21 protein-coding genes are annotated in these 22,613 nt (G+C 59.8%); 16 read left to right on the top strand and 5 right to left on the bottom strand.

Annotated features, from left to right (window positions below; genetic code table 11):
- Nucleotides 1-48: 48 nt before the first annotated feature.
- The 15 genes from AC6CDK_RS01185 to AC6CDK_RS01115 all read left to right on the top strand — a co-directional run bounded on the left by AC6CDK_RS01185 (nucleotide 49) and on the right by AC6CDK_RS01115 (nucleotide 13,304).
- Nucleotides 49-2,271: an NADP-dependent isocitrate dehydrogenase gene (locus AC6CDK_RS01185; protein ID WP_192905305.1), complete on the top strand. Its 2,223-nt coding sequence runs from the start codon at nucleotides 49-51 to the stop codon at nucleotides 2,269-2,271.
- 44 nt (nucleotides 2,272-2,315) lie between these two features.
- Nucleotides 2,316-3,269: a malate dehydrogenase gene (gene mdh / locus AC6CDK_RS01180; protein WP_039645209.1), complete on the top strand. Its 954-nt coding sequence runs from the start codon at nucleotides 2,316-2,318 to the stop codon at nucleotides 3,267-3,269.
- Between the two features lie 198 nt (nucleotides 3,270-3,467).
- A complete protein-coding gene (locus tag AC6CDK_RS01175; protein WP_010942113.1) occupies nucleotides 3,468-3,662 on the top strand; it encodes a 4Fe-4S binding protein in 195 nt (64 codons plus the stop codon).
- A 23-nt stretch (nucleotides 3,663-3,685) separates the two neighbouring features.
- Nucleotides 3,686-4,819 carry a 2-oxoacid:acceptor oxidoreductase subunit alpha gene (locus AC6CDK_RS01170; RefSeq protein ID WP_039645208.1) on the top strand — a complete coding sequence of 378 codons (1,134 nt, stop codon included), beginning with the start codon at nucleotides 3,686-3,688 and terminating at the stop codon, nucleotides 4,817-4,819.
- 2 nt (nucleotides 4,820-4,821) lie between these two features.
- Entirely contained in the window at nucleotides 4,822-5,643 is an 822-nt protein-coding gene (locus tag AC6CDK_RS01165) for a 2-oxoacid:ferredoxin oxidoreductase subunit beta (RefSeq protein ID WP_039645206.1), read from the top strand.
- Nucleotides 5,644-5,668: 25 nt separating this feature from the next.
- Nucleotides 5,669-6,217 carry a 2-oxoacid:acceptor oxidoreductase family protein gene (locus tag AC6CDK_RS01160; RefSeq protein WP_039645204.1) on the top strand — a complete coding sequence of 183 codons (549 nt, stop codon included), beginning with the start codon at nucleotides 5,669-5,671 and terminating at the stop codon, nucleotides 6,215-6,217.
- A 154-nt stretch (nucleotides 6,218-6,371) separates the two neighbouring features.
- Complete coding sequence (locus tag AC6CDK_RS01155; protein ID WP_039645203.1) at nucleotides 6,372-7,547, top strand: HD-GYP domain-containing protein; 1,176 nt, start codon at nucleotides 6,372-6,374, stop codon at nucleotides 7,545-7,547.
- 75 nt (nucleotides 7,548-7,622) lie between these two features.
- Nucleotides 7,623-8,585 (top strand): DUF2226 domain-containing protein, encoded by a 963-nt coding sequence (locus tag AC6CDK_RS01150; RefSeq protein ID WP_066357528.1) that lies wholly within the window; start codon nucleotides 7,623-7,625, stop codon nucleotides 8,583-8,585.
- Between the two features lie 33 nt (nucleotides 8,586-8,618).
- The gene (locus tag AC6CDK_RS01145) at nucleotides 8,619-9,356 is read left to right on the top strand and encodes a hypothetical protein (RefSeq protein WP_039645199.1); all 738 of its coding nucleotides are present in this window, start codon (nucleotides 8,619-8,621) and stop codon (nucleotides 9,354-9,356) included.
- 107 nt (nucleotides 9,357-9,463) lie between these two features.
- On the top strand, nucleotides 9,464-10,078 hold the full coding sequence (locus tag AC6CDK_RS01140; RefSeq protein WP_039645197.1) for a DedA family protein: 615 nt from the start codon (nucleotides 9,464-9,466) through the stop codon (nucleotides 10,076-10,078).
- Between the two features lie 18 nt (nucleotides 10,079-10,096).
- The gene (locus tag AC6CDK_RS01135) at nucleotides 10,097-10,864 is read left to right on the top strand and encodes an RNA methyltransferase (RefSeq protein WP_066357527.1); all 768 of its coding nucleotides are present in this window, start codon (nucleotides 10,097-10,099) and stop codon (nucleotides 10,862-10,864) included.
- On the top strand, nucleotides 10,861-11,148 hold the full coding sequence (locus tag AC6CDK_RS01130; protein ID WP_039645193.1) for a SemiSWEET family sugar transporter: 288 nt from the start codon (nucleotides 10,861-10,863) through the stop codon (nucleotides 11,146-11,148). The genes AC6CDK_RS01135 and AC6CDK_RS01130 overlap by 4 nt, the downstream gene beginning before the upstream one ends.
- Nucleotides 11,149-11,180: 32 nt before the next feature.
- Nucleotides 11,181-11,765, top strand: a complete 585-nt coding sequence (locus tag AC6CDK_RS01125; protein ID WP_039645191.1) for a LemA family protein — start codon at nucleotides 11,181-11,183, stop codon at nucleotides 11,763-11,765.
- A gap of 26 nt (nucleotides 11,766-11,791) precedes the next feature.
- Nucleotides 11,792-12,661, top strand: coding sequence for a TPM domain-containing protein (locus AC6CDK_RS01120; RefSeq protein WP_039645189.1), 870 nt, complete (start codon nucleotides 11,792-11,794; stop codon nucleotides 12,659-12,661).
- 16 nt (nucleotides 12,662-12,677) lie between these two features.
- On the top strand, nucleotides 12,678-13,304 hold the full coding sequence (locus AC6CDK_RS01115) for a TPM domain-containing protein (RefSeq protein WP_039645187.1): 627 nt from the start codon (nucleotides 12,678-12,680) through the stop codon (nucleotides 13,302-13,304).
- Between the two features lie 6 nt (nucleotides 13,305-13,310).
- Here the strand turns inward: AC6CDK_RS01115 and AC6CDK_RS01110 are convergent, their stop codons facing one another.
- From AC6CDK_RS01110 to AC6CDK_RS01090, 5 genes are all read right to left on the bottom strand, one after another.
- Nucleotides 13,311-14,813 (bottom strand): MDR family MFS transporter, encoded by a 1,503-nt coding sequence (locus AC6CDK_RS01110; RefSeq protein ID WP_192905334.1) that lies wholly within the window; start codon nucleotides 14,811-14,813, stop codon nucleotides 13,311-13,313.
- 63 nt (nucleotides 14,814-14,876) lie between these two features.
- Nucleotides 14,877-15,995: an HlyD family secretion protein gene (locus tag AC6CDK_RS01105; RefSeq protein WP_039645183.1), complete on the bottom strand. Its 1,119-nt coding sequence runs from the start codon at nucleotides 15,993-15,995 to the stop codon at nucleotides 14,877-14,879.
- 2 nt (nucleotides 15,996-15,997) lie between these two features.
- Complete coding sequence (locus tag AC6CDK_RS01100) at nucleotides 15,998-17,278, bottom strand: TolC family protein (RefSeq protein ID WP_192905304.1); 1,281 nt, start codon at nucleotides 17,276-17,278, stop codon at nucleotides 15,998-16,000.
- On the bottom strand, nucleotides 17,256-17,705 hold the full coding sequence (locus AC6CDK_RS01095; protein WP_066357525.1) for a MarR family winged helix-turn-helix transcriptional regulator: 450 nt from the start codon (nucleotides 17,703-17,705) through the stop codon (nucleotides 17,256-17,258). Before AC6CDK_RS01095 ends, AC6CDK_RS01100 begins: the two co-directional genes overlap by 23 nt.
- A gap of 109 nt (nucleotides 17,706-17,814) precedes the next feature.
- A complete protein-coding gene (locus AC6CDK_RS01090; protein ID WP_226048287.1) occupies nucleotides 17,815-19,944 on the bottom strand; it encodes a tetratricopeptide repeat protein in 2,130 nt (709 codons plus the stop codon).
- Between the two features lie 341 nt (nucleotides 19,945-20,285).
- Here AC6CDK_RS01090 and rnr point away from each other — a divergent pair, with 341 nt between their 5' ends.
- Nucleotides 20,286-22,577 (top strand): ribonuclease R, encoded by a 2,292-nt coding sequence (rnr, locus tag AC6CDK_RS01085; protein ID WP_192905333.1) that lies wholly within the window; start codon nucleotides 20,286-20,288, stop codon nucleotides 22,575-22,577.
- The last annotated feature ends 36 nt before the right edge of the window (nucleotides 22,578-22,613 follow it).

The raw sequence follows: 22,613 nt of genomic DNA, 5'->3' as shown, positions 1-22,613 counted from the left end.
TTGTCATTAGGCCTCAGGCGATGTTAGTAAAAAAACCAAGGAGAGAACATGGCAACGCACAAGATTATCTGGACTGAAATTGATGAAGCGCCCGCACTGGCAACGTACTCATTGCTCCCGATTGTTCAGGCATTCACCAAGGGAACGGGTGTAGAGGTTGAAACCAGGGACATCTCTCTTGCAGGCAGAATCATTGCCAACTTCCCGGAAAGTCTGACCGACGCGCAAAAAATTCCCGATTACCTGACGCAATTGGGTGATCTTACCCAGAGCCCGGAAGCGAACATTATCAAACTTCCCAATATCAGTGCCTCCGTTCCCCAGCTTAAAGAGGCCATCAAGGAGTTGCAGGATCAAGGGTACAATGTTCCTGATTATCCGGAAGATCCCAAGAACGATGCGGAAAAGGAGATCAAGGAGCGCTACGCCAAGGTGTTGGGCAGCGCCGTCAACCCCGTTCTGCGTGAAGGTAACTCCGATCGGCGCGCCCCGCTTTCGGTCAAGAATTTCTCCAAGAAAAATCCGCACAAGCTGTCCCCTTGGAGTTCCGATTCCACGGCCCATGTGGCTCACATGACCGACGGCGATTTCTATGGCAATGAAAAATCTGTGACCGTGGAAAACGGCGGTGATTTCAAGATCGAGTTTGTCGACAAGAATGGGAAGGTGACCGCGTTCAAGGAAAAGCTGACCGCCTCCAAGGGTGAAATCCTTGATGGCACTTTCATGAGCAAAAAGGCTCTGCGTCAGTTTTACGCCGAGCAGATTGAAGACGCCAAGAATAAGGACCTGCTGCTCTCCCTGCACCTGAAGGCCACCATGATGAAGGTGTCCGACCCCATCATGTTCGGTCACGCTGTCTCCGTGTTCTACAAGGACGTGTTCGAGAAGCACGCAGACACCTTCAAGCAACTGGGTGTCAATCCCAATATGGGTCTTGGTGATCTTTACAAGAAAATCGAGTCCCTGCCGGAGGCCAAGCGGGCCGAGATCGAAGCCGATATCGCCGCTGTGTACGGCAAGCGTCCGAAACTGGCGATGGTTGACTCCGACAAAGGTATTACCAACCTGCATGTGCCTAACGACATTATTGTCGATGCGTCCATGCCGGTCGTGGTGCGCGACGGCGGCAAGATGTGGGGCCCCGACGGCCAACTGCATGATACCAAGGCCATGATTCCGGACCGTTGCTACGCCACGATGTATCGTGAAATTGTCGAAGACTGCCAGAAGCATGGCGCCTTCAATCCCGCCACCATGGGTTCGGTGCCCAACGTCGGCCTTATGGCCCAGAAGGCGGAAGAGTACGGGTCACACCCCACCACCTTTGAAATTCCCGCCGACGGAACGGTCCGCGTAGTCACTGCCGACGGCACGCTGCTGATGGAGCACCAGGTGGAAGAGGGTGACATCTGGCGGATGTCCCGTGTGAAAGATATCCCGATTCAGGACTGGGTCAAGCTGGCCGTGAACCGCGCCCGCGCCACCGGTGCACATGCCGTTTTCTGGCTGGACAAAAACCGGGCTCACGATGCACAGGTCATTGCGAAGGTTGAGAAGTATCTCAAGAATCACGACACGGCCGGACTTGAGATCAAGATCCTGCCGCCGGTTGAAGCCATGCGTTATTCGCTGGAGCGCATCCGCAAGGGTCTGGACACCATTTCCGTTACCGGTAACGTTCTTCGGGACTACCTGACCGACCTCTTCCCCATTCTTGAACTCGGCACCAGTGCCAAAATGCTTTCCATCGTGCCTCTGCTGGCGGGCGGCGGTCTGTTCGAAACCGGCGCGGGGGGCTCGGCTCCGAAGCACGTTCAGCAGTTCGTCAAGGAAGGGTACCTGCGGTGGGATTCTCTTGGTGAATTCTCGGCCCTTACTGCCTCCCTCGAGCATATCGGCGCCACCTTCAAGAACGACAAGTCCCTCGTGCTGGCCGAAACCCTTGATCAGGCCATCGCCAAGTTCCTTGACAACAACAAGTCGCCTGCCCGCAAGGTCGGTCAGATCGACAACCGCGGCAGCCACTTCTATCTCGCCATGTACTGGGCGGAGGCTTTGGCTGCTCAGACCAAGGATGCGGAACTCCAGGCTAAATTCGCTCCCATTGCGAAGCAGCTCCAGGAGAACGAGACCAAGATCAACGAGGAACTGATCGGCGCCCAGGGCAAGCCGGTCGATATGGGCGGCTACTATCACCCGGATGCAGCGAAGGTGGCCAGGGCTATGCGTCCGAGTGCCACCCTCAATGCGATTATCGACGCTATCTAGTGACGTAGGAAGTACACAATACCTGCTAAAGGAGGAAGATCAGTATGGCACGTAAGAAGATTGCTCTCATTGGTGGTGGCCAGATCGGTGGTGTGCTTGCTCAGCTCTGCGCTCTCCGTGAACTTGGCGACGTCGTCCTGTTCGATATCGTTGAAGGCCTTCCCCAGGGGAAATGCCTGGATATCGCCGAAGCTTCTCCTGTTGACGGTTTCGACGTCTGCCTGAAGGGTACCAACAGCTACGAAGACATTGCCGGAGCCGATGTTGTCATCGTGACAGCGGGCCTTCCCCGTAAGCCCGGCATGAGCCGCGACGACCTCATCGAAGTCAACTCCAAGATCATGACGTCGGTTGCCGAAGGGATCAAGCAGTACGCACCCAATGCCTTCGTGATCGTAATCTCCAACCCTCTGGACGCCATGGTTACCCTCTGCCAGAAGGTTACCGGTTTCCCCTACAGCCGCGTTATCGGTCAGGCCGGAGTACTCGACTCCGCCCGCTTTGCCACCTTCATCGCCTGGGAACTGGGCGTGTCCGTAAAGGACGTCACCGCCATGACTCTCGGCGGCCACGGGGACGACATGGTGCCGCTGGTTCGCTACGCCAGTGTCAACGGCATCCCGGTCATGGAACTCCTTGAGCGCAAGTATGGCAGCAAGGAGAAGGCCAAGGAAGTTATGGACGCCATGGTTAACCGCACGCGTCTGGCAGGCGGCGAAGTCGTTGCCCTCCTCAAGACCGGCTCCGCCTTCTACAGCCCCGCATCCAGCGCCATTGCCATGGCCGAGTCGATCCTCAAGGACCAGAAGCGGGTTCTCCCGACCTGCGCCTACCTCCAGGGCGAGTTCGGCGTCAATGGCTACTATGTTGGCGTCCCCTGTGTGCTCGGTGAGAAGGGTATCGAGAAGATCATCGAGTTCTCTCTCGATGCCGAAGAGCAGGCGATGATGGACAAGTCTGTCGCAGCGGTCAAGAGCCTCGTCGACAGTCTCAAGTAAGGCTTGGCACCCATTGATGCAGCAAGGCAAAGAAGGGCCCTGTGCCCTTCTTTTGCCTTATGGGGAGATGTTTGTGCATTCAGGCCGATTCCCCGTAGCAAGATAGATATGAAGAGTTGAAGTCGTATACGGTGTATGTTATATACGTATGAATTTTGTGCCGGTAACGGCCCCACTTCAGTAAAGGAGCGTATCTAGATGGAAAAACAGCTTCCAACGATTGAGATCATTGAGAAGTACTGCAAGGGGTGTCACATCTGTGTTGAATTTTGCCCCACAAAGGTACTGGAGATGAAAGGGTTCGTCGTGGCGGTAAAGAACCTTGAAGCTTGCATCAAGTGCATGCAGTGCGAACTGCGGTGTCCCGATTTCGCCATTAAGGTGACCCCTTAACTATTCTCGAGGAGGTAAGTGACGTGGCAAAAAAAGTAGCATTTCTACAGGGTAACGAAGCGGCCGCGCATGGCGCCATATACGCTGGGTGCAAATTCTTCGGTGGTTACCCGATCACTCCGTCGACCGAGGTCGCCGAGGTGATGTCGGCAGAACTTCCTAAAGTGGGTGGCAAGTTCATTCAGATGGAAGACGAAATCGGAGCCATGGCCGCCGTGATCGGCGCCTCCCTGACCGGTGTCAAGGTACTCACTGCAACTTCGGGTCCCGGTCTCTCCCTCAAGCAGGAGAACATCGGTTATGCATGCATTACCGAAGTACCCTGCGTCATCATTGACGTTATGCGTGGCGGTCCCTCCACCGGTATGCCTACCGGTCCTTCCCAGTCGGACATCATGTGTGCCAAATGGGGAACACACGGAGACCATGCCACCATCGCGCTCATGCCCGCTTCGGTTCAGGAGTGCTTTGAAATGACCGTCAAGGCATTCAACCTTGCCGAAAAATACCGCGTACCCGTTTTCGTCATGCCCGATGAGATCGTTGGTCACATGCGCGAGCGTATTGAGTTCCCCGAGCCGGGCGAACTGGAGGTGATTGACCGCGCTGCCCCGACCGTGCCGCCCGAGCAGTACAAGCCCTACGATACCCAGTTCGGCGATGTTCCTCCCCTGGCTGCGTTTGGGTCCGACTATCGCTTCCACGTGACCGGTCTCAACAAGATGGCTGATGGTTTCCCCACCACCAAGGCTTCTATCGTTCAGGCCGAGGAAGAGCGCCAGGTGCGCAAGGTTGAAGCAAACAAGAACGAAATCATGGAGTGGGAAGAGTTCATGTGTGATGACGCAGACGTGATCGTCGTCGCCTTCGGCTCAACCTCCCGGTCCGCACGTTTCGCCGTGAACGAGGCACGTAAGGAAGGCATCAAGGCAGGTCTTTTCCGCCTCAAGACCTTCTGGCCGTTCCCCGAGGAGCGGTTGCTCGAACTTTCCAAAAAGGTAAAGGCCTTCATTACTCCCGAGATGAGCCTTGGCATGTGCAATGGCGTCGTCAAGGGGTGCATCGAAGGCAACGCTCCTGTCCTCGGCATCTACCATGTGGATGGCGAACCGGTCAATCCCGGCGAAATCCTCAGCAAGATTAAGGAGGTCAAGTAATAATGGCTTTCAATTATGAGAAATACATCCGTCCGGGGAAACTGCCTCACATCTGGTGTCCCGGCTGTGGTCACGGCATCGTCATGAAGGGCCTCATCAGGGCCATGGATACACTCGGTCTCGATAAGAACAATACGGCGATCGTTTCCGGTATCGGTTGCGCTTCCCGTCTTCCCGGCTACATGGATTGCTGCACCCTCCACACCGCCCATGGCCGTGCTGCGGCATTTGCCACCGGCGTAAAGATGTCCAAGCCGGAAATGACCGTCTTCTGCGTTGGCGGCGACGGCGACGGCGTTGCCATCGGCGGCAACCACTTCATCCATGCCTGCCGTCGTAACATTGACATGACGTATATTCTGATGAACAACAAAATTTACGGCATGACCGGCGGGCAGTTCTCGCCGGCCACTCCGCACATGGCGAAAGCTTCCACCACCCCCTACGGCAACCCCGACCCGTCTTTCGACATCGCCAAGCTTGCCATCGGTGCCGGTGCAACCTTCGTGGCCCGCGGTACCGCGTTCCACGCCAACCAAATCGACAAGCTGATTGTCGAAGCCGTACAGCACAAGGGGATGTCGGTCGTTGAAATCCTCGACGACTGCCCCACCTGCTTCGGCCGTCGGAACAAGTACCGGTCGGTTGTCGAGATGATGAACCACCTCAAGGAAGTTGCCGTACCGGTCAAGGCCGCTGAGAAGATGACGCCCGAGCAGCTTCAGGGCAAGGTTCTCACGGGCGTTCTGTACAAGGAAGACAAACCCGAGTACTGCGAAGAGTATCGGAAAGTCATCGAGCGCGCCCAGGGCGGTGCCAAGTAAACCGAGCATAAAAGGAGATAGATACATGTCTGGAAGATATGAAATCAGGTTTTCCGGTGCCGGCGGCCAAGGGCTCATTCTTGCCGGGGTGATCATGGCCGAGGCGGCCTCCATCTACGACGGCAAGCAGGCTGTCCAGTCCCAGAGCTATGGCCCTGAGGCACGGGGAGGCGCTTCCAAGTCTGAAGTCATCATCTCGGATGGTCCGGTCGACTATCCGAAGGCTACGAAGTGCGATGCTCTGCTGGCTCTTACCCAGGAGGCATGTGACAAGTACTCCGCCGACCTTAAGGAAGGTGGGGTTCTTCTGATAGATTCCGACCTCGTCACCAAGCTGCCGCCGGGCAACTATCAAACGACTGCGTTCAATATCATCAATACTGCAAAGAACGATGTCGGTCGTGAAATCGTTGCCAATATCGTTGCTCTGGGCGCCATGGTTGCCCTGACCGGCGTCGTGTCCAAGGAAGCGGCCGAGAAGGCTGTTCTCTCGCGTGTTCCCGAGGCCTTTGTCGAGCTGAACAGAAAAGCGTTCCAGTTGGGCTTTGAGAAGGCACTGTCTGCAAAAAAATAGTATTTGTCCATGAGTGAACGACAAAGGCCCGGCGCGCGCGTCGGGCCTTTGTCGTTCATGGTCAAATCCCCATAATCCCTTGCGGGGCAAGACATTATGAGGTATAACGTACGCTAAATGACGGCGCGTTGACCTTTCTTGCCAGGAGTCCTCCATGACGCTGGAACTCTGCCGATTGTCGTTGCAGCAGACGCAGGAGCTCCTGAGACTCACTGATGCCACGCTCAAGGACATATGCTGCCGCAGGTTTTCCGGGGAAGAGCTCTACTCGGAGGCGATACGTCGGGTTCTCGGTGGCGGCGGCAAGCGCGGGCCGGAACGTATCTTTCTCCTCCTCGCCGGTTTTGGCGGCACGAGCCGAGGCTGGATATTTCAGCTTCAAGCCGGTGAGCTGGTAAGAACCTCCGATGAAATTCTCATGGACGCCGACTCGGTTTATTCACTGGGCCGCCTCGGTAGCGAGGTTCTCGTGTCGAACTGGCGCGAGAGCTTCGAATCGATTGAGCGCTATCAGGTAATCTTTCATCCCGACATTGTCAAGCGTATAGCCAAGCCCATCAGGAACTTTGTCGCGTGCCAGATCAGCGGTGAAAGCAATGGTGCGCTCTTTGCATTTAATTATGCCGGGGAAGCCACTGAGTACGACGGTGATGTGCTCCGCGGACTGTCGGTTGTCATCGGCTCCCTTGTCACGCTGTCGGCGATGGTCCGCGAAACCGAGCACGCCTTCATTTATACCATCGAGGCACTGGCGCGGGCATGCGAGGCGGCTGAGGAGAGTACGGGCGATCATATCGTGCGCGTGAATCGCTATGCTGGAGCCCTTGCCGCCCATATGGATCTTTCCCCCGACTTTGTTGAAGTGATTTCCTATTCGGCCCAGATGCACGACGTGGGAAAGATTCGGGTTCCGACGGCAATTCTTCTCAAACCCGGTCCCCTCGATGAGGCTGAGGAGCGCGTTATGCGGCTCCATCCGGAATTCGGGGAGCAGATTCTCGGTGATTCTCCCCGCTTGAGCGTGGCACGGGAGATTGCCCTGACTCACCATGAGAATTGGGACGGCAGCGGGTATCCCGGGGGCTTGCGCGGCGAAGCCATCCCGCTGGCCGGGCGAATCGTGAAGCTTGCGGATGTCTATGATGCACTCCGTTCCAGGCGCAGTTACAAAAATGCCTTAACCCACGCAGAAGCACGCAGTGTCTTCTTGAACGGCGATGAACGGATCACGCCGCGTAGTCATTTCGACCCGCGGGTTCTTGAGACGTTTTTCCGCATAGAGCATCTCTTTGAGCGAATCTACGAGAGTTCGCGCGACCCGCAAGCATAGGTTGCGCTGTTATTAACGTAACGCCGCACGTGCGTTTCTGGACCTCGAAACTTTAGCACGACAAAGGAGATCGGAATGTTTCTTCTTCCCAAAGGGAATCCGTTGTACGAGAACATTGCGGCGTCCAAGGTCAAGATTCCCGACATGTTTGAGAAGCTGAAAGGCAGCTCTTTTACCGGCTATCTCAATTTCACGTTTCCTTCTTCCATTGCCATTCTTTTTTTCGAGGCCGGAAAGCTGATCAGTGCCATGCTTGAGCAGGATGGGAAGAGACTCACCGGCTTCGAAGCCATTGCCGGCGTGTGCAACCAGATTTTCGGCGGCGGCGGCTCCTTGAGCGTGTATAAGCTCTCCAGGGATCTCACCATGTGTCTCCATGCGATGCTCCATGGAGATGTGCTGTACCAGGGGCAGGAGCTCAAGCTGATCGACATCAAGGGCTTGCTCGAAAAGATGAAGGCACAGCGTCTCAACGGTTGTTTGAGGATCTATACCGAGGACCGGACCGCCCTTATCTTTTACAAGGAGGGGGCGCCCCTCGGTTTTTTCCACGATGGTTCCCATGATATCGAGACATCCGCTTCCGAGTCACAGAAAATCGCCGGCCTGCCCGGGGCAAAGATTGATGTGTTGTCGACCAAGAGTGCTGAAGAGCTCATGCATTACGACCTTCTGGAAATGGTCAACATAGCCAAGCTCTGGGAATCGACCACTGCCCGTTTTTCATCCGAGCGGGAAAAGATCCGGAAAGAAGCGGAGGTTGTCGGTCAGCAGCATGCGGATGACGCGTTGAAGGAACTTGAAGACGATCTCAAGGAAGTGGCCATGGCCTACGTTGGCAAAATGGGGGCTTCGCTCGTGGAGAAGGAATTGAATGACCGCGGCGGACGCCGCGCCCTCACGGACGGTTCCCGGGCCGGTGCATTTCTTGCCGGCGTTGAAAAAGGGGCAAAGCTTCTGACCAGCATATCCAAGACCAGGGAGATGCTGGAGACCATGAAGAACGAGATCGCGGAACGGACGAAATCACTGCTGTGACAAGGCAATCGTTGGAGCGCTCGAGAGGGAACGATGGCAAACATATCAACCGTTGACCTGGTTCAGATCATCTTCTGGCTTCTGGCTGGATGCGTCAGCTTTTACTTCAGCATCGACAATGCCCGGGTCTGGACCAGTATCTCCATGGGCTTTTTCCTCATTTTCCTGAGCCAGCTCTATGTGGTCGAGAAGGCGCTGGATGCTCCCTGGACAGCGTATACCCAGTTGGAGGCAATCCATTATATCATCGGTACCGTCGCCATCATGGTCATGACCCATGGGTTTCAGGAGTATTATATCTTCAGCCGGACCCTTGAATTGGGAGGGAGCAAGCATGTCGTCTACCTGTCCATTCTCGGCGTACTCGCGGGATCGGTGGCCTTTGTCCTCATCAACCCCGAACCCCAGTATCCGGTGCTGCGCAACATCGCCATGATCGAAAACAGCACGTGGGTCTTCCTGTCGCTGGTAAATATCGACATGATCCGCAAGATTTACCTGCAGATTCGCGATTCGGTGATTGCCAACGGTTTTATCGCCTTTGGCGTTGTCTTTGCCGCACTCTTTCTGTGGAAGGGATCCGAATTGTACCTGCAGGTCTACAACTGGGACTATGACTGGCAGATCATCATGCAGAACCTGGGCATCACGTTGCCGGAGCAATTCATGGGGCGCCGCCAGTTTTCCCTGATGGTTCATGATGCGGCAGGGCTTGTCTCGGGGCTGACTGCCGGCGGCACGTTTTTGTACCTTCTCAGGCTGTTGCGCTGATCGTTGCTTCTGGCATTACCTGGAGAAAAGGGCTGGCAAAGCCCTTTTTTCTTGTGCGGGCAGCGTTACGGCGCGGGAATGCATGATACACTCCTCTCGGAGGCTGCGTGCAGGAATTCCTCGGCCAATACCTGGCAACCTACGGTTACGGAGTGCTCTTTGTCTGGACCTTCCTTGAGGGCGAGGCAGGGCTCATTCTTGCGGGCTTTCTTGCGTTCCAGGGGTATCTGGATATCGGGGGCGTCATCCTGACCGCCCTTGGGGGCGCGTTTGCCGGGGATCAGTTCTACTTTTACCTGGGGCGCTGGAAAGGGCCCTGGCTGTTGAAGGCGTTCACCCTAATCGCCCGCAAGTTCCGCAAGGCCCTCCGGCTCATTGAGCGCTACGGTACCTTTGTTGCCTTTGTTTCGCGTTACACCTACGGCTTCAGGATCATCCTGCCGATCATCCTCGGCATGACCACGTTTCCCGCCCGGCGGTTCCTCTGGCTGAACCTCTGCAGTGCTTCTCTCTGGGCCGTTGTATTTTCCTTGGCGGGTTATTTTTTCGGCAAGAGCGCTTCGCTCTTCGTGGAGGATGTGAGCCGGTATGAGTCGCATCTGCTGGCACTTCTGGCAGGGTTTGTCTTCTGCATGTGGCTGTTTCATCTGATCCATGCCCGCATGAGAAGAAGACCCGCCCGTGAACGGCTCAGGCGAATGAGGCAACGGGAGCTCGATTGATGGGAGGAATGAAGAACGATGTCGGATCATGAAGTGACCGGGGGCGTTTCCCTGAAAGAGCGGGTCGCCATAGTACTGGTGGAGCCGCAGAGCCCCGGCAATGTGGGTATGGTATGTCGCGCCATGAAGAACATGGGGCTCGGTGAGTTGCGTATCGTAAAGGGGTGTCGTCTCGATCACCCGGAAGCACTCAAGTTTGCCGTTTCCGCCCGGGACCTGCTGGAGCGGGCCAGAGTGTTCGAGTCCCTTGAGGATGCCCTCTCCGATACGGAACTGTCCGTGGCCACGACCCGCCGCCACGGCAAATACCGCCAGGAGATCTTTTCACCCAAGGAGATCGTGTCGAAGTTTGGCGCCAATCTTGCGGGGAACCGCGCCGCCCTCGTCTTCGGCCGGGAAGATAACGGCCTGACCACCGACGAGCTTTCCCTGTGCCGCTGGCACGCCACGATTCCCTCGTCAGAGGAGTACGGCTCCCTGAATCTGTCCCAGGCCGTGATGGTATTCTGCTACGAACTGTTCACCTCCCTGGGGGGCCGGACAGCGGTCGGCGAAGACCGTCCCCTTGCGGGGTTGGCCGAAACGGAACCCCTGTTCGAGCACATGGAGCGCACCCTGATGCGCATCGGGTATCTCAATCCCCAGAATCCCGCCCACCTGATGCGTTCACTGCGGCGCATCTTTGCGCGCTCCGAGCTGGATAGCCGCGAGGTGGCCATCCTGCGCGGGATGATGACCCAGATCGACTGGGCGGCCGACCAGTTCAAGGGAAAGAAGGGGGCATGACTGTCACGACCCTGCTTGGACTTACGGCGGGAATCCTCACGAGCGTGGCCGCCATCCCCCAGGTGATCAGAGCTTTCAGGACCAAACGGGTGCGCGACATTTCGATCTGGCAACCGGTGCTTCTTGTTACCGGCCTGTTCCTGTGGCTCGGGTATGGTCTGCTCCTGCGCGATCTCCCGCTCATTGCCGCCAATATCGTTTCGATCATCTGCAACAGCGCCGTGATCGTCATGAAAATGAGCTATGGGGGGGATGACAACCGGCCGGCTGATGATTATCCTTGAGAGTGGCATTATTCCAGGATGGTGGAGGACCCATGAAACGACTGGTGATGATGGTGACAGCGCTGCTCGGATTGTCGCTGCTTTCGGGCTGCGGCTACAACGTGATGCAGGCCAACGAAGAGGCGGTATTTGCCGCGTGGGGCGACGTGGAGGCGGCGTACCAGCGGCGGGCCGATCTCATTCCCAATCTGGTGGAGGTGGTCAAGGGGTACGCGAAGCATGAAGCTGAAACCCTGACGGCGGTGACCGAAGCCCGGGCCAAGGTCGGGTCCATGCAGGTGACCCGTGATGCCGTGAACAATCCGGAAACCCTGGCCAGGTTCCAGCAGGCCCAGGGGGAGCTCTCCAGCGCGCTCTCGCGGCTCATGGTCGTGGTGGAACGGTATCCGGACCTGAAGGCCAACCAGAATTTCCTCGATCTCCAGAACCAGCTCGAGGGTACCGAGAACCGGATCAATGTAGCCCGGACCCGCTACAACAAGGCGGTACAGGACTTCAATACCAGCATCAGAACCTTCCCCAACAGTCTTACGAACAAGCTGCTGCTCCACCTGGAGCGCAAGGAGCCGTTCAAAGCCGACGAAGGCGCCAAGGCCGCGCCTAAAGTGAAATTTTGACGAGGTCCCGGATCTCCGGTCTGAACATGAAGCGCCTGCTTCTCGCCATATGCATCATTCTGTTCCCGACGCTCGTTGCAGCACGCGACGTGCCGCAACTGCGCGGGTACGTGAACGATTACGCCGGACTCCTGTCTCCGCAGGGAGCACAACGGGTGGAGCAGATCCTGGCCGATCTCGAACGGAGCGATTCGACCCAGATCGTCGTGCTGACGGTACCCTCCCTGGAGGGCGACAACCTTGAGGAATTTTCCATCCGGGTGGCGGATGCCTGGCGGATCGGACAGAAAGGTACGGACAATGGTGCCATTCTTCTGGTTGCCCGGGCCGAGCGGAAGGTGAGGATCGAGGTGGGGCGGGGGCTCGAAGGGCGCCTGACCGACCTTGTCTCCGGACGGATCATCCGGGGCGAGATTACTCCCTATTTCAGACAAGGGGATTACGACGGCGGAATTCTGGCCGGCGTGTCCGCCATGGCAGCCGCGGTGAAGGGGGAGTATGCCGACGTTCCGCGCGACCTCAGGCAGGGGAAGAGGAGTGCTCCACCCATCATGGGACTGCTCATTTTCGTGGGGGTTGCCTGCGTCTTTCTCGGAGCGTTTTCCCGTATCCTCGGCGGTCTTGCCGGAGCTGTCGGGTTGCCGCTGGTTACCCTGCTTACCGTGCCGGGGCTTGGCCTTGTCTTGCTTGCCGGCCTTGCGGTGGCAGGATTCGTGGCAGGCCTCGCGCTCACCTCGCTGTTCGGCGGCGGTGGCAGGGGCGGAGGAGGCTTTGGCGGCGGCCCGTACCTCGGAGGTGGCTTTGGGGGAGGGTATGGCGGAGGCTGGTCGTCGGGGGGCGGTTTTTCCGGCGGCGGTGGCGGATTCGGCGGCGGCGGAGCATCGGGCGACTGGTGACGCGGGGTAATCAGGCATGAAGGCTGAAACGTTTTTTACGTCCGAGGAAAAGGAGCGAATCCGCCACGCCGTGGCATCAGCGGAAGCGGCCACCTCAGGCGAAATTGCGACCATGGTGGCGACTGACAGCGACAGCTACCGTGAGGCGGAAACACTTGGCGCAGTCCTTCTGGCCGGACTGGTGTCGATTGCCGTTGCCATGGGGCTCCACCATGTAACCATCTGGACGTATATCCCCCTTGTTTTCATTCTGTTTCCGGCTGCTCGGGCAGTCATGCGCCGGATACCGCGCCTGAAACTTCCCTTTGTCGGCAGGGCCCGCCTTGCCGAGGCCGTGCGTGAGCGGGCCGTGCGCGCGTTCTATGAGCGCGGGCTCTACCGGACCCGGGAAGAAACCGGCATCCTCATTTTCATATCGCTCCTCGAACGCAAGGTCTGGATCCTGGGAGACCGGGGGATCAACGCAAAGATACCGCCGGGCTTCTGGGAGGGGCTGGCCGCTGAATTGGCCCGGGGGATACGGCAGGGAAGGGGCTGTGATGCCCTCTGCGCCGCTGTTGCCGGGTGCGGGGCCGAACTGGCCCGGCATTTCCCGCGCCGGGCCGATGATGTGAACGAACTGGCGGATGACCTGATGACGTGAGGGTGGTCAAAGCATCTCCGCGGATTCGCCCGTGTGGCGCGGGCGCCGCAGAAGCAGCAGGAAAGGGATCACGCTGAGAAAGGCGATCCCCACGATCCAGAAGATCCGGTTGTAGGCCAGCATCCCCGCCTGTTTCTGAATCACACCGTAGAGTGCCCCAAGAGCAGCTTTCCCGGCGCTCACCCCATCCATTCCCCGGAGTTTCATCCCCTCCGTCAACATGCTGAGCCGTTGCTGTGCCGCAGGATTGTACGGTGTTACCTGTTCCACCAGGACGTTCTGGTAAAACTGGTGATACCGGGCGATGAGGGTGGCGGCAACGGCGATGCCCACGCTGCCGCCGATGTTGCGCATCAGGTTGAGCATGCCGGTGGCGTTGCCCATCTCTTCCCTGGGAATCGGCATGAGGGTCACGGTATTGAGGGGGACGAACAGCATGGCGAGCCCCACGCCGAGGACCACGCGCGGCCAGACGAAGTCCCAGTAGGATGCCTCCAGGGTGAACCGCTGCATGAGGAACATGGCGGTTGCTCCGATCAGAAGCCCTGCCAGAACCACCTTCCGGCCGTCGTAGCGTGAGATGACCGCCCCCACGAACGGCATGGTCAGCAGGGTGGCCACCCCGCCCGGGGCCAGGACCATCCCCGCCAGGGTTGCATCGTAGCCCATGAGCGTCTGGAGGAAGAGCGGGATCAGCATGATGGAGCTGTAGAGGCAGAACCCGATCATGAACATGATGAGATTGCCGGCGGAAAAGGAAATGTCCTTGAACAGGCGCAGGTTGACGATGGGGTGCTCGTGCCTGAGCTCCACATAGACGAGGAGCAACAGCGCACCTGCCGAGACGATGGATGCGCCGGTGATGAAGGATGAGTTGAACCAGTCGTCCTGCTGCCCCTTGTCGAGCACGATCTGCAGCGCCCCGAGCCCGACGGTCAGCAACCCCAGCCCCCACCAGTCGATGGACAGCTTCGAGCGGCGGAGATAGGGAGGGTCGAAGATGAAGTAGACCGCCATGATCACCGCCAGGATGCCGATGGGGATGTTGATGTAGAAGATCCAGCGCCAGTTCAGGTTGTCGGTGATCCAGCCCCCCAGGGCCGGGCCGATGATGGGGCCGAACATGGCGCCGATGCCGAAGATGGCATTGGCCATTCCCCGTTCCCTGGGCGGGAATGTTTCCATGAGAATCGCCTGGCTGCTTGGGATCAGGGCTCCACCCGCAGCGCCCTGGACTATCCTGAAGAAGATGAGGCTTGCCAGGTTGGGCGCGGCGCCGCAGAGAAACGAGGCAATGGTGAAGAGGGTGATGCAGGAGATGAGGAACCGCTTCCTGCCGAAGAGTCGCGAGAACCAGCCGGTCATGGGGAGGACCACGGCGTTGCTCACCAGGTAGGAGGTGAGCACCCAGGTGATTTCGTCGGTGCCGGCATTGAGGCTCCCCTGCATGTGGGGAAGCGCCACGTTCGCCACGGAGGTGTCGACGATCTCCATGATGGTCGGCAGCATCACCGTGATGGTGATGAGCCACTTGTTGACGGTTTTCGTGTCCGGTTCCACGTCTCCTGCCTTCTAGAACGGCCAGAGTCCGTGGAGGATGTCGCCCAGGGAGCGCTCCACATCCACCGACGGCACCACGCTCATGCCCACCCGCAACAGGTGGCCGGGATCGCTTGCCCTGTCCACGGCGATCTTGACCGGAACCCGCTGGACGACCTTCACGTAGTTGCCCGTGGCATTTTCAGGCGGCAAGAGCGAGAAGGCCGCGCCGGTTCCGGCCATGATGCTGTCGATCCTGCCCGAGAAGGTGCGGCCGGGATAGGCGTCAACCGTAAAGGTCACCTTCTGGCCCGGCTTCATGTGGGTAAGCTGGCTCTCCTTGTAGTTGGCAGTGATCCAGACGTCATCCAGGTCGACCACGGCCATGAGGGGCTGGCCCGCCTGGATCGTGTTGCCCGGCTCCACTGATTTGCGCGTGACGTAACCGTTGGCGGGCGCCAGGATTTTCGTGTAGGAAAGGTTGAGGGACGCCGTGGCGAGCTGGGCATCGCGCAGCGCCACCCGGGCTTCACGGCTGCCGTTCCCGGACAGGCCGATTTCGGCCTGTGCCTTGCGCATCTGCTCCTCTGCCTCGCGCACCTGGGCCGCCGCCACCCGCTTCGCCGTTTCGAGCCGGTCGAACTGTTCGCGGGGGATGACCTCCTTTGCCAGCAAAGCCGTGCCGCGTGTCAGGTCCAAGTCGGCCTGGGCCAGGCGCGCCCGGGCATGGTCGACCGCGGCACGCGCCGCTTCCACCTGGGCATAGTCGCCCGAGGTCTCGTTGCGGGCCATGGCAAGGGCTGCCGTGGCCTCGCTGACCCGGGTCCGGTAGTCGCTGGGATCCAGTTCCGCAAGGATATCTCCTTTTTTCACGGCCTGGTTGTCAGTGACATACACCACGGCGACCGTACCCGGCACCCGGGAGGACACCGCATGGATGTGGGATTCCACGAAGGCGTTGTCCGTGGCTAGGTACGTCATGCCGTGGACGAGCCAGCGCAGGCCGATCACCGCTCCAACCACGAACAGTATGAGCAGGACAATGCCCGCCCGTCTCCGCTTGCCGCCGCTCCCCTTGCTCTGTGGCGCCGGCTGGGCCGACGGGATTTCCCGGGTTTCTCCCCGGTCCGGTAGTTCCTGTTCCGTTGTCATGCCTACAGTTCTCCCATTGCTTTGCTGACACGGGCCTTGGCGACCTGGAAGTCGAAGACGGCCCGGTGATAATCGGTCTTGATCTGGGTAAGCAGTGTCTGGGCGTCGAGCACATCGGTGGCCGTGCCGACCTGGGCCTGGTAGCGGTCCCGGTTGATCCTCAGGTTTTCTTCTCCTTGGCGGATTGCCGTTTCAACGCTCTTGATCCGCTGTTCCGCCACCCGGGCATCGTTCAGGGCAGTGGCAAGCTCGAGCCGGACCTGTTCCCGCGCCAGTCGCAACGCATCGCGGCTTCTGGTGAGGCGTTCGACTGACTGCCGGTGTCTGGATTCCGTGGAGAACCCTTCGAAGAGGTTGATCTTCAGCCCCACGGTTGCGGCATAGATTGCCTGTTCGCGCACCTTGCTGTTCTCCACGTAGTCGATGCCCGCCTTGGCATAGAGCTCGGGGTAGTAACCGCTCCTGGCCTCGGAAACTTCCGCATCGGCGGCGTCCGCGCTTCGCGCCAGGGCAGCCAGTTCGGGACGGGTGGCAAAGGCGCGTTCCTCGGCCCCGGCAGTATCGGGCATGGCGGATTCGGTCCCCTCCTCAAGCTCGTCCCGCCGGTCGAGCGGTCTTCCGGTCAGGTGATTGAGGTACATCCAGCGGTTTTCGAGCCGGTTGGCCGCCACCAGGCGCTTCTGGGTGCTTTCCGCCAGTCTGACCTGGGCCTGGAGGAGGTCGTTGCGGGTGACCACCCCCTGTTCAAAGAGATTGGTGGCGATCCGCAAATGATCGGTGCGCTGGGCCACTTCCTCCTCGGCGGTGCCGAGGAGGCGCCGTGCTTCGAGGATGCCGAAATAGGCCTCGACAACCTGGAGGAATACGTCTTTTTCGGCCCCGGCGTACTGCTGGACAGCCGCCTCGTGGAGGAGGGACGCCCGCTGCCGGCGCGAGGCGGTGCGGCCGAAGTCATAGATGGTCTGGGTCACGGAGAGGTTGAAGAATCCATAGGTTCCGTCCTGGGTCTCGATGCTGCCCCTCTCGCCGAAATTGACCGCCTGGGGCTTTGCCTGGAGGGTGTACCCGCCCTGGAAGTCCACGCGCGGGAGGAAGCCGCTCCGGGCCTGGGTGATCGCCTCCTGCGCGATGAGGCGGTCGGAGGCCGTTACGGCCAGGGAGTAGTTGTCGGCCGCGGCCAGATTCAGGCATTCCGTGAGTGAAAGCGCGCCGGCCGTGCCCGGAGTCGCTGTCCAGAGCGCAAGGATCAGGAGAGGAATGCTACGGATTGGTAGTGGTTTCATGGCGATTCTCCGGGGCGGTCCTGATTTTTTCCAGGAGATGATGCAGACTGTTCCGTTCGTCTTCCGATAGGGGAGCGAGAAAGAGGGCAAGCACCTCCGCCGCAGTGGCGCAGAGTTCGCGTTCGAGTGTCATGCCCCGTTGGGTGAGGCAGATGCGATAGGCGCGGCGGTCTTCGGGGTGGGGCTGCCGCTTGACCAGACCGAGCTTTTCGAGCCGGTCAACGAGACCGCCGATGGTGGTCCGGTCAATGAGGGTCTTCTGGGACAGGGCCGTCTGGGATTGGCCATCTTCTTTCCAGAGAAAGGCAAGGACGCTGAACTGCGGAGGGGTCAGGCCGTAGGGATCCAGTTGGTCCTTGAACAACGCAAAGCCCCGCTGATAAGCCTTGGCAAGGTGGAAGCCGATACTGTTCTCAATGTCGTACATGCTGGCATCCGATCGCTGCGTACAATGACAATCATTGTACAGATAATCAGTATACTGTCAATGCGTGCCTGGGCTGTCGATGTCTGCTTGGCAGTGCAGGGGAAGGCTGTTAAGGCTGTTGCCGAACCGGTGCAGTCAGGGCTGAGGCTTCGGGTGGGCTGGCCAGTGCCGCAGTTGGCGGCGCATTATTGGTCGGGGCTGGTTGGGGCGGTTCCGGTGCGCTGACCGGGGGAAGAAGTGCAAGGGCCGGTGCGGCAGGACGGTAGAGCCTGCGGTATATCTCCGCAAATGTCAGGACTTTTTTTACGTACTCGCGGGTTTCGTAGTAGGGAATGTTCTCGATGAATTCGTCTTCGCGCAGGCCGGCAAGGGAGCGCCGCCACCGGTCCACCGGCCTGGAGCCCGCATTGTAGGCCGCCACGGCGGAAACCACATTGCCGTTGTACTGCTTGAGCAGGTCTTTCAGGTGTCTGACTCCGAGGCCGACATTGAAGGCTGGGTCGGTGAGGCGCAGGGAAATACCGGTGGAGGTGGACGAACCATTGACCATGCCCTTGGCAGTGGACGGCATGAGCTGCATGAGTCCCACCGCGCCGACCGGCGAGAGGGCAACGGGAGAGAAGCCGCTTTCGGCCTTGATGAGACCGAAGATCAATTCTTCAGGGATAGTGTGGCGGTTTGCCTCGGCTGCGACCGACTCACTGAAGCCGCGGGGGTAGAGCAGCCCCCAGGTGGTCGCCGTATCGCCGTCCATGCGGCGGGGCTGCTCCCCGCGCAGGGCCGCTGCCGCGGACGAATAATCATCCATCTCCAGGTAGAGGCGGGCGATGCCCAGGAGCCCCTTGCCCCGCAACGAGCCGTTTTTGCGGGCAATGGAGAGTTCGCTCCTGGCCTGATCATGGAGTCCCATGGCGATAAGTGCTCGTGCCCGTTCGTGTCCGGCAGGCGGGGCGATGATCTGGCGCGGGTCGTGCACTATCAGGGGCATTGCCTCTTCCTGCGGTGCCGGGGCGGTCGCCGTGAAGGTGTAAAAGGAAAAGGGGAATTCCTCTGCAAGCATGGCAAGACTTTGCCGGGCCACGGCCTCTTCGCCCATGCGCTGCAGGGAACGTCCGTGCCAGTAGAGTGCCCGTTCGCGGTAGTCGGCAGAGGCGGTCAGAAGCCGGAATGACTCCGCGGCGGAGCGATAGTCTCCGGTATTGTAGCGGGCCCAGGCAGCTTCCCACAATGCCCGCGGCTTGAGTTTCGTCCCGGGGTAGGTTGTCAGCAGTTTTTCCAGGACTGCCAGTTGATCGGCGTACCGCCCCTGGAATTTGCGGACAAATGCCGCCTCCAGCAGCGCATTGTCCGCAAACTCCGACGAGGGGGCCGACTCCGTCAGCTTGAGAAAGCCGAGAAATGCCTCGTCATCGTTACCGGCTTTGTCCTGGGCCCGGGCGAGCAGGAAACGGGCTTCGTCGGCAATCTCCCGTTTCGGCTCGCGCTCGATGAGGCCGGAGAACGTGCGTGCAGCATCTTTGTACCGTCTCAGTTTCAAGAGAGTCTCACCCGTCTTCAGTGCCACGCGGTCGTTGAAAGCGGCGGGCTGCTCCTTGGAGGGGATGGCACTGAAGACGGCAAGGGCGCGTTCGTACTTGCCGAGATTGTAGAGCGTAGTCCCCCGCTTGAGGAGTTCGTCGGGCGTTGGCGGAACGGCAGGGAATCCGAGCGCTTCGAGTCGCTTGAGTTCCTGTTCCGCGGTTTCAGCCACGGGCGATGCCGGATAGGCAAGCCAGATGGCGCGCAACTCCTGGACCGCCCGGCGTGGGTCGTCAAGTCCTTCGCGGCACAGGGCCGCTTTCAGGGTGGCGGTGACTGAGTCGGTTCCCGATGGGTACAGCTCAATGAATCGTATATACGAGGCAAGGGCCTGCCGGTACTCTTTGCGGGCGAACAGGGCATCCGCGAGGAGCATCCGCGCCTTCCGCAGGGTCGGGCTTTCGGGCCAGGTGCCCACGAGCCGTTGCAGCGCTTCTCCTGCCTCGTCGTAGCGGGCCGCGGCCATGAGCGCCTCCGCCTGCCAGAACAGTGCGTAATCGGCCAGCAGTGGAAGATCCTGTGCCGCAGCGCCAAGAAGTTCCGAGGCTTCGGGCCACTGTTCCAGACGACGGGCTGCCACGCCGTCCAGGAAGGTCCGCTCGGGTGATGGCGGGACGGTGCGCAGCTCGTCGCGCACACCGCGATAATCTTTATCCTTCATGCGAAGTGCTGCATTGCGGAGCGGTGCATCAGGGGCCGGAGCCATTGGTTGCGCAAAAGCTGACACCGCTAATACGAGACAAGCGAGGGGAGCAATAAGGAGTCTGGTGTACATATCCTGCAAACCTCGTGGGGCACGGCGGACAGGTGGCGCCACGCCGGTGAGTGGCATGAAAAACGCCGGCCCCGAACCGCCGGCCGGCGTCAACGGATTAAATAGTACCCGCAAGGGGGCGGAAAATGCAAAGGGTTTTTCAGTGATTGCGCCCGTATACGGATTGACTTTGCCGTGAAACTGCATGCATAGTAGCCGTGGCGTACAGCCCGGAGAGGGGACGGATGATGAAACGGAAACGGGAGGAGGTCCTCGCGTTCATCCGCGAGCAGGGGGGCAGCACCCCCTTCAGGGACATGATGCAGGCCTTCGGCGTGACCAAGGCCCATCGGCTGGGATTCAAGCAGTTCGTGGACCAACTGGTGTCGGCGGGCGATCTGGTGAAACAGCGCGGCAACCGCTACGCCGTACCGTCGGAGGAAACCGTCGTCCGGGGGCGCCTCGTCACCCACCGCGAGGGATACGGCTTCGTGGCCCCCGAGGGGGGAGGAGACGACGTCTACGTCCCGGCCCGATACCTGGGGGGAAACCTCCACGGGGATGTGGTTGAAGTCCGGGTTGAATCCTTTAAGCGTGGAGGGAAGAAGGAAGGGCGGATTATCCGGACCATCGAACGGGGACTCAAGCGGATCGTCGGCCGATTCGACACCGCCGGCGGGGTGGGGTTCGTTCAGCCGGACGACACCCGCATTACCCGGGATATCGCGGTTCCCCAAAAAGCATGGGCAGGAGCCCGTAGTGGGCAGGTGGTAGTGGCGGAGCTTACGGCCTGGCCCACGGAGCGGAAAAAAGCGGAGGGGCGCATCGTGGAGGTGTTGGGCTTTCCCGACGACCCCGAGGTGGAGGTCCTCACCATCATCCGCAAGCATGACCTTCCCTTTGAATTTCCCGTAGACGTACTGACCGAGGCCCGTTCCACGCCCCAGCAGGTGCGCAGGGGGGACCTGGCCAAACGGGTGGATCTGCGGGAGCGGCTTACCGTCACCATTGACGGTGAAACGGCCCGGGATTTCGACGACGCGGTATCCGTGCAGCGGGAAAAGGGGGGCGACATCCGGCTCTGGGTCTCCATCGCCGATGTGTCCCACTACGTGAAACCGGGATCTGCCCTGGACCGTGAAGCCTACCTGCGGGGAACCTCTGTCTATTTCCCGGACCGCTGTATCCCCATGCTGCCCGAGGAACTTTCCAACGGCATCTGTTCGCTCAATCCCCAGGTGGAGCGCCTGACGCTCACGGCCGAGATGCTGTTTACCCGCAACGGGGCCATGAAAGCTTCGTCGTTCTACCCGAGCGTGGTCAGGAGCGCCGCACGGCTCACCTATACGACGGTCCGCAAGGTGCTCGTGGACGGCGATCCGGAGGCAATCAGGGCCAACCGCCACCTGGTAGACGACCTGGAAGTAATGAAGGAGTTGGCGCTACGCCTCATGGAAAAGCGGAAGAAACGCGGCAGCATTGATTTCGATCTGCCCGAGCCGCAGATCGTCCTGGATCTCCAGGGGGAGATGGTGGATATCGTCCGGTCCGAGCGCAACCTGGCCCACCGGATCATTGAAGAGTTCATGCTGGCGGCCAACGAGGCGGTGGCGTCCCATATCGAGGAGCGGGGTGTTCCCTCCCTCTATCGGGTTCACGAGCCGCCCGACCCGGCCAAGCTGACCGATTTCCAGGAGTTCATCTTCAATTTCGGCTATGTCTTCCGGATGGATGGCGACCGGGTCGACCCCCACGAACTCCAGCGGCTCATCGACGAAGCCGAAGGAAAGCCCGAGGAGCGGATGATCAACGAGGTGCTCCTGCGGTGCATGAAGCAGGCCCGCTACAGCCACGAAAACCTGGGGCATTTCGGCTTGGCGGCCCGTTGCTACACCCATTTCACCTCCCCCATCCGCCGTTATCCCGATCTGGTTGTGCACCGCATTCTCAAGGACATTCTCGCCGGGGCCGTGACTGAGAAGGAACAGGAACGCCTGGCCGCCGCCCTGCCGGAGACGGCCGAGCAGACGAGTCGCCGGGAGCGTCTCGCCATGGAGGCTGAGCGGGAGATCGTGGCGCTCAAGAAGGCCCAGTTCATGAAAGAGCGGGTCGGCGAAACCTTTGAGGGCTATATCACCGGGGTGAGTTCCTTCGGATTTTTCGTAGAACTGATCGATCTGTTTGTCGAGGGGATGGTTCATGTCTCTACCCTGGCCAACGACTTTTACCGTTACGAGGAGAAACGGCATTCGCTGGTGGGGGAACGGACAAAGGAGACCTTCCGGATCGGCGACAGGGTAAGTGTTCTGGTGGCCGCGGTGAGCATTGAGCGGCGGCAGGTGGAGTTCGTTCTCGCGGGGCTGCACGAAGCCCGGCCGGGCTCGGCGGCAAGGGCGCCGGCAACGGAGGAGTATCCACGGATACCGGTCAGGGGGAAGCGGCCCAAGGCCGGTCAGGTTTCCCGGGGCTCGGGGGGGGCGGCCGGCCGTGGCGCCGGGGAGAAGCGTACCGGGGGCAAAGGCGGACGGCGCAAGCGGTGACATTTCCCGGACATGCCATCCGTCCGCTTTACTCAC

This window comes from Geobacter sp. PheSNFMC (assembly GCF_059620965.1).
Note: the sequence above shows the minus strand (reverse complement) of the source record. Positions and strands in the feature narration are given on the sequence as shown.